Below are 12,127 nucleotides of genomic sequence, written 5' to 3'. Positions count from 1 at the left end.
ATCTTAAGAATTATTCAGAATATCAAAGAATTGTTATCTTTCCGCTTTTCAGGCTGAAATAGTAAACATTGTCCGATAAAAGCTCCTCCTCAGGCACATTCTGCGCATTTACTTCCCGCACCATATCATATAGATGCTCTCTGTCTTCCACTCCCGTATCCGCAAGCAGAATCACTTCATGCACGGAACTGGGCAGGATATAAAAATCATGTCCCAGCTTACCGGCATAGCTTTCCAGAATCCCGGGATACAAAATGGCTGCCGCTCCATAAAAATGCTGCTTATTGGTAAGTATGTACATTTTACGCTCCGGCTCCTTTTCCAGGGGAAGCCCTGCCAGGAATTCCGCAATCCCGTCCAGTATGGCCCGGCACTCCTCATCCTCCTGCGTTTTCTCACCCTCTGCTGTCAGCTCCAGCTTTTCCTCTACTGCCTTCCTGACTATGTCATACATGAAATCATCCATGTCGGAAAGCTCGTCAGGCAGTATGCGCGGCATATTCTCCAGCGCATCCCGGTAAAGCGTCTCTTCGTCCACATCCCAGTACCGGGCGTGCATATCGCTGATCAGGACACAGGCGCAGCCCATGTTATCGCTCATAAGGATACAGCAGTATACAATGGCAAGATCCAGAAATTCCCTGTGGGGATGGCCGCCAAGCAGCTCCTGATTCTTCTCACAGTTAATCAGGCGGCAGGCCAGCCTTGGCTTCACCATCTTATAATCGTGGAAAAAATCCATATTCAGGTTCTGTTCCGGTTTATTTTCCTCATAAACCGTACATACCTGGCGGACGATTTCCCCCATCGTTTTTCCTCTCTTATATTCCTCATAAAGCCCATCCAGATATATGGTGGAAGCGACGTCGCTGTCCCCGTCCATGAAAATAATCCCCGTAAGATTAACGCCGTTGTTCTTTAATACTGTGCTTACGGACAGGGAAACGCCGTCTCCCAGATAGGCCTGTGCGCCATCCTTTACTTTTTTTACAAATTTTTTAAAATCCATTTAATATCCTCTCTTTGTTAGAATTTAAGATTTGACTTTAAGACATGCTTTTCGATCCGATAAAATTTGGTTCATGAGGCATTTGGGCCGCGGCTTTCGTCCGGCCGCAGGCCGCATTTTCCATGAAATAAAAAAGACAATGAAAACTCTGCCATGCAGAAATCCCATTGTCTTATAGGCTAAATAATAGAACAGCATTCCGTTGCTGATTATGCTCTGGACAGATATTCTCCGGTTCTGGTGTCGATCTTGATCTTGTCCCCCTGGTTTACGAACAGAGGTACATATACAACAGCTCCGGTTTCCACTGTGGCAGGCTTGGATGCGCCTGTAGCGGTATCTCCCTTAAATCCGGGTTCTGTTTCGGTGATCTCTAGTTCTACGAAAAGAGGAGGCTCCACTGCAAATACGCCGCCATTGGTTGAGCATATCTTGCACACTTCATTTTCCTTTACGAATTTAAGCGCATCTCCGACAGTCTCGGAATTCAGCGCAACCTGATCATAGGTTTCCATATCCATAAAGGTAAATAAATCACCGTCAGAATATAAATACTGCATATCTTTTCTATCAATACGTGCCTGCGGGAATTTTTCAGTAGGACGGAAGGTCTTTTCCACCACGCCTCCGTTAATGATATTTTTCAGCTTGGTCCTTACAAAAGCGGCGCCCTTGCCAGGTTTCACATGCTGGAATTCTACTATCTGAAAAATATTGCCATCTACTTCAATTGTAATACCATTCCTGAAATCACCTGCAGAAATCATAAAAAATATTCCTCCTAAATTTTCACGTTTAATTCCCTACTAGTTTATAATAAAAATATGCTTTTTTCAACTGTTTTTTTACAGAATTTGCTTTTCCAGTATAAAATCTATGGCCTGGAGGTATCCGTCCAGCCCCTGGCCGTAGATTTGGCGGTCACAGGAGGGCGCGGTAACGGAGGTTTTCCGGAATTCCTCCCGTTTCGTGATATCGGAAATATGGATCTCCACCTTGGGCACCGTAATGCTTGCAAGCGCGTCTCTGATGGCATAGCTGTAATGGGTGAAGGCGCCCGGATTGATGACAATACCATCCGTCCCGTCAAAATATGCTTCCTGCAGCCGGTCTATAATCGCGCCCTCGTGGTTGCTCTGGAATACGGTCACCTCGCAGCCCGCTTCCTTCCCTTTTTCCTCCAGGAGCTTCTGCAGATACGCATAATCCTGGGTTCCATAAATATTCTTCTCACGAATTCCGAGGAAATTCAGGTTCGGCCCGTTAATTACAAGTATTTTCATTTTAATCTCCCTTCCGGCTGGATGTCCGTTCCATCCAGTATCTCTTCCAGCAGCTCTTCAAAATCCTTCCCGTCCACGTCCACCACCCGGTCGGCGGCCTGTTCGTAAATGGGGTTCCTTACGGCGAGCAGCCTGCGTATCTCACCTTCGGGATCGGGCTTTTGAAGCAGCGGCCGGGTGGTGTCCCCCTTCAGCCTTTCGCATACAGTTTCCGGGCGGATCCTTAAAAAGACCACAAAGCCCAGCTGCTTTAACAGCGCCTGGTTCTCCTCCCGCATGGGAAGCCCGCCGCCGGTGGAAATCACCTGGCCGGGGTCAGCTTCCAGAAGGCTTTTTACCGCCTGGGTTTCCAGCTGCCTGAAGCCTTCTTCCCCATAGGAGGCAAAGATGTCCGACACGCTCATCCCCTGCTCCTTTTCGATCCATCTGTCCGTATCCAGGAGCGGACGGCGCAGCCTGTAGGAAAGGCGGATGCCAAGGGTTGTTTTCCCGCTTCCCATGAAGCCGATAAGAATAATATTCCTTTTGTTCCTACTCATTTTTTTCCAGTTCCTTTTTCATCTGTTCATAGCAGAATGCCACATCCTCTTCCTTCACTTTAAGGCCGGTCCACAGCTCGAAGGCTTCCACACCCTGATACAGCAGCATTTTCAGGCCGTTGCAGGCTTTTCCGCCAGCTTCTTCGGTCAGGCGCATGAACCTGGTATTCGCCGGACGGTAAACCAGATCAAAGCCCGTATGTATCAGCCGGTAGAAATCCCGGTCCTCAATCACCGCTTCGTCCGTATTGGGGGCAAGTCCCACGGAGGTTCCCTGAATCGCCAGATATTTCTTTTCAGGAAGGCTCTTCCAGCTGGAAAGCTCCATGGGCAGGATACACTGCCGTCCCGCCGCGAGATTGGCCTCCTCTGCAACAGCCTGCGCCTTTTCCAGGCTCCGGTTCAGCAGATACACTCTTTTAGCGCCCCGCAGCGCACAGAGAAAGGCCGCCGCCCTGGCCGCTCCGCCCGCGCCCAGAAGAATCACCTCTTCCCCTGACAGGCTGATCCCTTCGGAGACCAGCGCCCGGTACAGGCCGGGGAGATCCGTGTTATAGCCCTTGAAGCCGTTTTCCACCGGGACAAGCGTATTTACCGCACCGATTAAGGACGCTTCCCTGTCAATCTCCGCAAGGTACGGGATCACTGCGCTCTTATGGGGAACCGTCACATTCACCCCCAGTAGCTGCAGCGCCCGGGCGCCTTCCACGGCCTGCTTCACCTGGTCCCCGTCCACCAGGAAGGGCACATATACCATATTGATCCCGCACCGCTTCGCCAGCGTATTATGAATAACAGGGGAAAGCGTATGCTCCACAGGATTACCGAACAGACCGCAAATCCTTGTTTTCCCGTCAATCATCTTTCCTGCCCTCCTTTTCCAGTTTCTTCTTATAAAAATGAAGAACGATTTTTTCCAGATAGCGCTTCAGGACGATCTGTATCTCTTCCCTTGGGTTGATGGGCTTAACAAGAAAGCTGTACAGCCCCGCATTCCTGGCGCCCCACACATCCGTAAACAGCTGGTCGCCCACAAAAAAAGTGTTCACATCGTCCGTCCCCATCAAATCCATGGCCCGTTCATAATTTTTAACGCCCGGCTTCCCCGCCTTGTAAATATAGCGGACATGCACGGCGTCATTAAACATTTTCACCCTGGGTTCCTTGTTGTTGGAAAGCAGCAGGCATTCGTATCCAATGGCCTTCAGCCGCTTGAAAAGAGCGATGCTCCTCTTGTCAGCCGGCGCCCCATGGGGCACCAGCGTATTATCAATGTCAAAAATAATTCCCCGGTAGCCCTTTTTATACATGCCCTCGTAATCTATCACGTAGGCGCTCTCCACATATTTATCCGGATAAAACCTTTCAAACATCTGTTTTCTTCCCTTTCCTCATTTCCACCGGCCCGCCTGCAGCCAGGCCGCCTGTCAGTCGCCTTCCTCCAGTATCCCCGCCGCTTCCAGAAGCTTCTTCGTATAAGGATGCTCCGGATGGAAATAAACCTGTTCCACGTCGCCGCTTTCCACGATTTCCCCGTCCTTCATGATCATCACCCGCTGGCTCAGCTGGTACACCACGCGCATATCGTGGGAGATAAAAAGGATGGCAAGCCCCATCTCCTTCTGTATGCTGCGCAAAAGGGCGATAATCTGCGCCTGTATGGTTACGTCCAGGGCGGAAACCGGTTCATCCGCTATCAGAAGCTTCGGGGAGAGCATCAGGCTTTCCGCAATGCAGACGCGCTGCCGCTGGCCTCCAGACAGCTGTCTGGGATAGCGCTGCGCCAGCTTTTCCTCCAGCCCCACCCTGCGCAGCATCTCAGACACCTTTTTCTCTCTTTCCGCCCTGTTAAGCCCCGTGTTCAGGCGGAGCGGCTCTTCCAGAATCCATCCCACCTTTTTCGCAGGATTGAGGGAGCTGAAGGGATCCTGGAAAATCATCTGGGGATGCTCCGACTTCTGGACAATCACCCCTTCATATTTGGGAATCAGGCCCAGGAGCGCTTTGGAAAGCGTTGATTTCCCGCAGCCGCTTTCTCCCACCAGCCCCATAACCTCCCCTTCACGGATGGAAAAGGAAACGCCCTTTAAAACGTCCAGATCCTTCTTGGGGCGGAACACGCTGCCCGCCTCCTGGGAATAGGAAACCCGCAGATCCTTCACCATCAGAATATTGTTCGTCTGTGTATTTTCCATGTCAAACCTCCGCCGGCTTTTCGCATCTGGGGATGGCAGCTATCAGGTTTTGCGTATAGCTTTCCTTCGGCGCATCAAAAATCTGATCACATACGCCCTCTTCCACGATCCGACCGTCCTTCATCACCACAATCCGCTCGCAGAGACGTTTTACCAGGCTCAGATCATGGGAGATGAATAAAATCCCTGTTTTTTTCTCCCGGTTCAGCTTTTTCAGAAGCTTTACAATTGCCAGCTGCACCGTCACATCCAGCGCTGTCGTGGGCTCATCCGCTATCAGCAGCGCCGGATCGCAGATCATGGCCGCCGCTATCATGACTCGCTGTCTCTGGCCGCCGGATATTTCATGGGGATAGGAATGGTAAATTCGCTCCGGATCGGGAAGCTCCACCGCGCGGAGCATTTCCATCGCTTTTCCCTTCCTGTCCTCCCGGCTCATGGAAGGGCGGTGTATCCGAAGGCTTTCCTCCACCTGCCAGCCTATCCGGTATACGGGATTGAGGGAGGTCATCGGTTCCTGGAAAACAATGCCGATGTCATCCCCCTGATAGCCGCGCAGCTGATTTCTCGGACAGGTCAGAAGGTCGGTGCCGCGAAACATTATCTGTCCTGTCTTTTTCATATCGTGCCGGCGGAGAAGCCCGGCGATTGCCAGCGCTGTCATGGATTTTCCGGAGCCGGATTCCCCTACCAGCCCCACGATATCCCCTTCTTCCATATGCAGGTTAAAATGATGCACCACGGTTTCGGGGACCAGGTGATCATGAAATTCCAGATTCAGATCGATTACGTCAAGCATCGCTTACCGCCTTTCCAGAGGGAGCACACAGCCTCCCTTAATCCCTTTTTAAGCCTTCCGCAAGCAGGCTGAAGCCAAGCACCATCACCACGATAAAAATACCCGGGAACAGGGCAAAGCCCGGCGCGGAAAAAATATAAGTCTGCGCTTCGGAAAGCATCCGGCCCAGGCTGGCATCCGGCGGCTGCACGCCTATCCCCAGATAGCTCATGCCCGCTTCCGCCAGAACGGCGTTGTTAAAGCCGATCATGACTGCCGGGACCAGCACGGATATGGTGTTGGGCAGGATATGCACGAACATGATGCGCAGATGCCCCGCGCCGGCCAGCCTGGCCAGCTTCACGTAATCCATATTTTTGCAGCGGATGAACTCCGAGCGCACGATCCTGGCAAAGCTGGGAATGAAGGCGATTCCTAAGGATATGATCACGTTGCCCTTTCCCGGCCCCAGAAGGCTGATGAATACCAGCGCCAGAAGGATGCTGGGGAAAGCGAACACCACATCGATGATACGCATCAGCACCTCGTCCAGGAGCCCGCCGAAATATCCTGTAAAGGCCCCCAGCAGCACGCCGAAAAAGGTGCCGATGGCCACTGTGGACAGCGCCACCAGAAGCGTGGTCCCGCTGCCCTTCATAACACGGCTTAAAATATCTCTTCCGAAATTATCACAGCCGAAGGGATGTGCAAGGGAAATGCCGGAAAGCTTATTCGCGTTGTCCATAGCCGTGGGATCATAGGGCGTGTAAAAAATGCCCACCAGCACCACCAGAAGGACGATTCCCGTAAGTATGCTTCCCAGAATAAAATTCAAGTTCTTTTTTTTCATTATCAAGCCTCTTCCCGCCGGTTCCCGGCCGCTTGGGGCGCTGTAAAAACAAGCAGCCGCCCAAACCGTCGCGCCGGCAGACTTTCCGGTTACTGTACACGGATCCTGGGATCGATTTTCTTGTAAATAAAATCCACAAGGAAGTTGATGAAAATAACAAGGAAGGCCAGCAGCACAATAATGGCCTCCACCACAGGATAATCCCGGTTGGAAATGGAGGTGAGCAGGATTCTGCCCAGCCCCGGAATATTAAAAACCTGTTCGATAATAATGCTTCCCGCTATCATATCCGCAAGCGCCATTCCCAAAAAAGTCACTACCGGAATCATGGCGTTCTTCAGGAGGTGCCTATACATCACATTCCTGGTGCTGTTTCCCCTGCTGTACGCCGTTCTCGCATAATCCTGGCGCATTTCCTGCACAATGGAACTGCGCAGCAGCTTCACCGCCATGGCCGCCTTGGGGAGGGCAATGGCCAGCGCCGGGAAAAAGAGGTAGCCCAAAAAGCCCGGAATGCTTTTTGTATAGGAAACATAGCCGCCCGGCGTAAACAGATGCAGGATCAGCCCGAACAGGAGCGTAATCAGTATTCCTGAAAAAAACGGCGGCACAGCCATGATGATCTGGTTGAGCGCCAAAACCACATGATCGGCGGTCCCTCCCTCATGCTTTGCCGTATACAGGCCAAGCGGTATGGAAATAAGAACCATCATGGCAAAGGACATCAGTGTCAGGGTCAGGGTTACCGGAATTTTATCCGACACCATTTTCGTTACAGGCATGCTGTAGCTGTAGGAGGTTCCCATATCGCCCTGCAGCAGGCCGCCCAGCCAGGCAGCATAACGCACGGGAATCGGACGGTTTAAGCCCATCTCCTCCCGCAGCGCCTCCACCTTGGCCGGCGTAGCCTCCGTACCAAGCTTCGCAGTGGCGGGATCCCCCGGTATCACTGCAAACGCCAGAAACACCAGGAAGGATACCACCAGAAGGGTCGCTGCCATGGATATCAGTTTTTTTATAAAATATTTCACGTCGCACTCACTCTCCCTTGCGAAGCTGCCGCAGCTCATTCTTTGTAAATGTGCAGGCCTGTCTGAACTATAACTATTCTTCCACGATATAAAGCTTGGAAACATCCTGTACGTACAGCGGATAGAATTCGTAGCCTGCATATTTTTTATTCAGCGCCACCAGATAGGGCAGATCCTGGATATAAACATTGGCCGCATGCTCTGCCAGCAGTGTTTCGCATTCCTTGAAGGCAGCCGTTTTCTCGTCATCATCGATGGTGCCAAGCGCTTTCGCATAAGCGGCGTCATAATCGGCATTGTTAAAATTGATGAAATTATTGCCCGCGGTGGAAACAAATCGGGAAAGCAAGGCGCTTGGCGTCAGGGCCGAGGCATCCACGCCCACCACCGTAGCCTGGTAATTTCTTTCCGCATAGACGTCGGACAGCCAGCTGTCCCATTCAATCAGGTTAATGTCAGCGGTTACACCGATTTTTTTCAGCTGCTCCACCAGGACCTGGGCGGTGTCGATGTGCTGCTGGTAGTTGGAGGGCACGGTGATGGTGAAGGAAAATCCGTTTTCATATCCGGCTTCCTTCAGAAGCTCTTTGGCCTTCTCCAGATTCACAGCATACATATCTGAAAGCTCGGGCATAAAATATTTTTCAAAGGCAGGGAACATGCTGCTGCCGATGGCCGTTCCCTTTCCTTCGGAAATCATGTCCATGACTCCCTGGGGATCGACTGCATAGCAAAGCGCCTGCCGCACTCTTTCATCGGTAAAAGGCTCCGCCGCATTGTTCAGGTAGAGCGCCTGCACCAGGTTCATGGTTCCCTCCAGCACCTGGTAATTATCTCCCAGCTGGTCCGCCTGGGCGGTGGTCACTCTGGCAAACATATCAATGGAGCCGCCGTTTAAATCCATGACGATGGAATCCGTATTGGCGCATACCTTGAAGGTAACATGCTCGATATTGGCCGGAGTTCCCCAGTAATCGTCGAATTTCTCTATGACAAAATTCTCCTGGGGGGAACGGGACACATATTTATAGGGGCCGGTACCGATGGGATTGGTATCCGGATTCTCATTGGAAGCGGGAATGACGGCATTGGTCATATAAGCAAGGAAATCGGTGTCCGGGCCGTCCAGCACCACTTCTATTGTTTTCTCATCCACAATATTCACGCTCTGAATATGGGAATACGCCGCTACCAGGGGTTCTCCGTTCGTGGTATCGGCGCATCTGTCTATGGAATACTTCACGTCCTCCGCCGTTACCGGACTGCCATCATGGAATTTTACCCCATCTCTGAGGGTAAAAGTGTAGGTGGTTGCATCTTCCGATATCCGATAATCACTCGCCACCGCCGGCTGCAGCTCGCCGCTGCTGTCCGGCTTAACAAGTCCTTCGTACAGGTTGAACAATACCTCTTCAGTTCCTGCCGCCACCGCTTTGTGGGGGTCAAGACTGTCTTCAATGTCCTGAGGTATGCCAATCGTTATCTGAGAAGAGTCCTCACCTGCCTTATCACCTGAGCATGCGCTCAGTGCAATAGTTAGTGTTGTGAACACTAAAGTCAAAAGAAACCTTTTCAAAGCCTTTGTCTTCATGTGTTTTTCCTTTCTCTCTCAGCACTTTTCCGACTGGGCGTGAAAAGTACCTTTTCTTTATTTAGTTTTACCGCCCTATTGTATACAAAAATAAGTTAAAAAGCAAGAAAAATTTCAGGCATGGGATAATTCGTTGGCGTGGGGGGGCCATCCCGTCTCTGTTTTGGGGGCCGGACTGCCGGGGGAGCCTCTGCTGTTGCTTACCGCTGGGGGGGCGGCATAGTTTTCTGTGCGGGCACGCTTTCGCTCGGTTAAAAACGCAGCGGTACTAACGACGCAGAGGACGCGTCGTAAGGACCGGCGTTTTTATACGACCCTTACAGAAAACTATGCCGCCCCCCCAGCGGTAAGCAACAGCAGAGGCTCCCCCGGCAGTCCGGCCCCCAAAACAGAGACGGGATGGCTCGCAACGCTCTACGTATTATGGCTCATGCGGTAAATTTTATTGTTGTATTTATTGTTGTAATAGAATATAGAGTAACTGTTCAGCAGGACAGCGGTTTGCGCTGATCGTAAGAAAGGGATTCAGGAGGGCTAAAATATGTCGCCAAAGGAGATTTTGGATGGATTTTAGCTGTAACTGTGAGGGGCAGCGGACAGTTTTACGAAATAGAAAGGAGAAGGGCGTGGAAATGGAACGTTGTAAAAAATCCTCTGTGGCTTGGGCGGCACGGAGGATTTTTTGTAGTGGTGTATTGGAATATAGGTTTTTTTAGGATTTTACGATTTTGTTGTATTTAATGGTGAAATAGAATTGGATGAGGGTGCTGATGAGGACGAAAATCAGGTCCCAGCCGGTGATGAAGTAGATCCATTGTTTTGCGGTTTGGAACCAGGGGGTCTGTTCGAAGAATTTGCCGCCGAAAAAGATGAAGAGGAGGAAAAGGACGGCTATGAAGAGGAAGGTCAGTCTCCATTTATTGGCTTTGTCTACTTTTGCCCTGGCGGCGGTGAGTTTTTGTTTTTTTTCTTCGGTCATGGTTTTCTCTTTCTTATTTTGTGGTGATTACTTTTTTGAGTTCATCCATAAAGGTGTTGATGTCTTTGAATTCCCTGTATACGGAGGCAAAACGGACGTAGGCAACGGCATCCAGGCTTTTGAGTCTGTCCATTACCAGTTCGCCTATGACCTGGCTGGGGATTTCTTTTTCTTCCTTGTTAAAGATCTCTGTCTCCACTTCGTCTACCAGGCGTGTGATCTGGTTGGCGCTGACGGGTCTTTTGTGGCAGGCGCGGAGTACGCCGGCTTCTATTTTGGATCGGTCGTAGGTTTCCCTGTTGTTGTCTTTTTTGATGACTATGAGGGGAATGGTTTCTATCTTTTCGTAGGTGGTGAAGCGTTTGCCGCATTCATCGCATACGCGGCGTCTTCTGATGGAGTTGTTTTCATCAGCAGGTCTGGAGTCGATGACTCTTGTGTTGTCGTGGCCGCAAAATGGACATTTCATAATTTAAACCTCCGAATGCCCGCAAAAAGGCACTTTATTTTTACTTATTATAACGAAGGTTTGGTTTTATGTCAACTTAGGAACTGGTGTTCGGATATTAGGCGCAGGAACAGCGTTTTTGGGCGCAAAAAAAGACGGGCATGGGTGTTTTTTGTCCGTCTTTTTTCAGCCGGGTTATTCCGGCAAATCTACAATTATAATATCGGGGCCGATCTGCTTGATATCGTTGTAGCAGATTACATGATCCGTGTCACAGGAAAAAAAGGATTTCCATTTGGCTCCGCCGGGTACGATCAGTTTGCAGATGCAGCCGCTGCACTGGTCGAATTCAAAATCCGTCACATGTCCCAGCTTTCTGCAGTCTCTGAGATTTATGACTTCCTTGCATTTCAGCTCTGAAAAAAGCATATCCGTCTCCCTGTCCGCTTGGCGCGTGGTCTTTTACTGTTATTATATGCTTTTTCATTTTTTCGGTCACATTTTTCAATCGGGTGGTTTTCAGGCGCTGAGGTAATTTTTCATCACCTTGAGGGCGTTTTTTTCAAGCCTTGACACCTGTGCCTGGGAAATGCCGATGATTTCCGCTACCTCCATCTGGGTTTTTCCTTCGAAAAAGCGGAGGGAAATGATTTCATATTCTCTGTCGTTCAGTTTTTTCATGGCTTCACTGAGGGAAAGGTGCTCCACCCAGGTTTCTTCTTTATTTTTTTTATCGCTGATCTGATCCATGACATAGAGGGTGTCGCCGCCGTCGGTGTAGACCGGCTCATAAAGGCTCATGGGATTCTGGATGGCGTCCAGGGCGTACACAACGTCTTCCTTGGGAATCCCGATTTCCGTTGCCACTTCGGCAATGGTGGGTTCCTTCTGGTTTTGCTTCATGAGGTTTTCTTTTGCGTAAATTGCCTTGTAAGCCGTGTCCTTCAGTGATCTGCTCACACGGATGGCGTTGTTGTCTCTCAGGAATCTCCGGATTTCCCCGATAATCATGGGAACCGCATAGGTACTGAATTTCACGTTCAGCGTGGAGTCAAAGTTGTCAATGGCCTTGATCAGTCCGATACAGCCTATCTGGAACAGATCGTCCACATTTTCATTGCTGTTGGAAAACCGTTTGATCACGCTGAGCACCAGCCGCAGGTTTCCTTTGATATACTGCTGTCTGGCTTCCTCATCCCCTTCTTTTATCCGCTCAAACAGCTGCGTTTTTTCTTCATTGGTAAGCACCGTAAGCTTTGAAGTATTTACCCCGCATATTTCCACCTTATTCAGTGCCATTGCCGAATCCTCCTGCTCTCATTTTCTACTAAAGAGAATTCTCACAATTCCTGCCAATTATACCATGTAAAAAATACAAAATATGGAAGAGGGGGAGGAGTCTGAGGGTTCGGGGCAGGGGACAG

At 50.4% G+C, this 12,127-nt stretch carries 15 protein-coding genes; 1 reads left to right on the top strand and 14 read right to left on the bottom strand.

What is annotated here, in order from left to right:
- Positions 1–22: 22 nt before the first annotated feature.
- The 11 genes from DXC51_RS26450 to DXC51_RS26405 form a co-directional block, all read right to left on the bottom strand.
- A complete protein-coding gene (locus DXC51_RS26450) occupies positions 23–1,009 on the bottom strand; it encodes a DUF5688 family protein (protein ID WP_117545733.1) in 987 nt (328 codons plus the stop codon).
- A gap of 209 nt (positions 1,010–1,218) precedes the next feature.
- Positions 1,219–1,776 carry an elongation factor P gene (efp, locus tag DXC51_RS26445; RefSeq protein ID WP_021637569.1) on the bottom strand — a complete coding sequence of 186 codons (558 nt, stop codon included), beginning with the start codon at positions 1,774–1,776 and terminating at the stop codon, positions 1,219–1,221.
- Positions 1,777–1,854: 78 nt separating this feature from the next.
- A complete protein-coding gene (gene aroQ, locus DXC51_RS26440) occupies positions 1,855–2,292 on the bottom strand; it encodes a type II 3-dehydroquinate dehydratase (protein ID WP_021637568.1) in 438 nt (145 codons plus the stop codon).
- Positions 2,289–2,831: a shikimate kinase gene (locus DXC51_RS29740; protein ID WP_181970208.1), complete on the bottom strand. Its 543-nt coding sequence runs from the start codon at positions 2,829–2,831 to the stop codon at positions 2,289–2,291. The genes aroQ and DXC51_RS29740 overlap by 4 nt, the downstream gene beginning before the upstream one ends.
- Positions 2,824–3,693 (bottom strand): shikimate dehydrogenase, encoded by an 870-nt coding sequence (gene aroE / locus DXC51_RS29735; protein ID WP_181970207.1) that lies wholly within the window; start codon positions 3,691–3,693, stop codon positions 2,824–2,826. The genes DXC51_RS29740 and aroE overlap by 8 nt, the downstream gene beginning before the upstream one ends.
- A complete protein-coding gene (locus tag DXC51_RS26430) occupies positions 3,686–4,204 on the bottom strand; it encodes a YqeG family HAD IIIA-type phosphatase (protein ID WP_021637565.1) in 519 nt (172 codons plus the stop codon). The genes aroE and DXC51_RS26430 overlap by 8 nt, the downstream gene beginning before the upstream one ends.
- A 54-nt stretch (positions 4,205–4,258) precedes the next feature.
- Positions 4,259–5,026, bottom strand: a complete 768-nt coding sequence (locus DXC51_RS26425; protein WP_044916079.1) for an ABC transporter ATP-binding protein — start codon at positions 5,024–5,026, stop codon at positions 4,259–4,261.
- Between the two features lies 1 nt (position 5,027).
- Positions 5,028–5,825: an ATP-binding cassette domain-containing protein gene (locus tag DXC51_RS26420; protein ID WP_117545732.1), complete on the bottom strand. Its 798-nt coding sequence runs from the start codon at positions 5,823–5,825 to the stop codon at positions 5,028–5,030.
- A 37-nt stretch (positions 5,826–5,862) separates the two neighbouring features.
- Entirely contained in the window at positions 5,863–6,654 is a 792-nt protein-coding gene (locus DXC51_RS26415) for an ABC transporter permease (RefSeq protein ID WP_021637562.1), read from the bottom strand.
- 89 nt (positions 6,655–6,743) lie between these two features.
- Positions 6,744–7,685 (bottom strand): ABC transporter permease, encoded by a 942-nt coding sequence (locus tag DXC51_RS26410; protein WP_025490905.1) that lies wholly within the window; start codon positions 7,683–7,685, stop codon positions 6,744–6,746.
- Between the two features lie 73 nt (positions 7,686–7,758).
- Positions 7,759–9,276: an ABC transporter substrate-binding protein gene (locus DXC51_RS26405; protein WP_021637560.1), complete on the bottom strand. Its 1,518-nt coding sequence runs from the start codon at positions 9,274–9,276 to the stop codon at positions 7,759–7,761.
- Positions 9,277–10,030: 754 nt separating this feature from the next.
- Here DXC51_RS26405 and DXC51_RS29350 point away from each other — a divergent pair.
- Positions 10,031–10,282: a hypothetical protein gene (locus tag DXC51_RS29350; RefSeq protein ID WP_147332410.1), complete on the top strand. Its 252-nt coding sequence runs from the start codon at positions 10,031–10,033 to the stop codon at positions 10,280–10,282.
- On the opposite strand, the gene nrdR is transcribed toward DXC51_RS29350, so the two are convergent.
- The 3 genes from nrdR to sigG form a co-directional block, all read right to left on the bottom strand.
- Positions 10,269–10,724: a transcriptional regulator NrdR gene (nrdR, locus tag DXC51_RS26395; RefSeq protein WP_021638899.1), complete on the bottom strand. Its 456-nt coding sequence runs from the start codon at positions 10,722–10,724 to the stop codon at positions 10,269–10,271. The genes DXC51_RS29350 and nrdR overlap by 14 nt on opposite strands.
- 174 nt (positions 10,725–10,898) lie before the next feature.
- A complete protein-coding gene (locus DXC51_RS26390) occupies positions 10,899–11,132 on the bottom strand; it encodes a YlmC/YmxH family sporulation protein (RefSeq protein WP_021638900.1) in 234 nt (77 codons plus the stop codon).
- 90 nt (positions 11,133–11,222) lie between these two features.
- Positions 11,223–12,002, bottom strand: a complete 780-nt coding sequence (gene sigG, locus DXC51_RS26385; RefSeq protein WP_021638901.1) for an RNA polymerase sporulation sigma factor SigG — start codon at positions 12,000–12,002, stop codon at positions 11,223–11,225.
- Positions 12,003–12,127 lie beyond the last annotated feature (125 nt).

This window comes from Eisenbergiella massiliensis (assembly GCF_003435485.1).
This window is presented reverse-complemented; position numbering and strand designations above follow the sequence as displayed.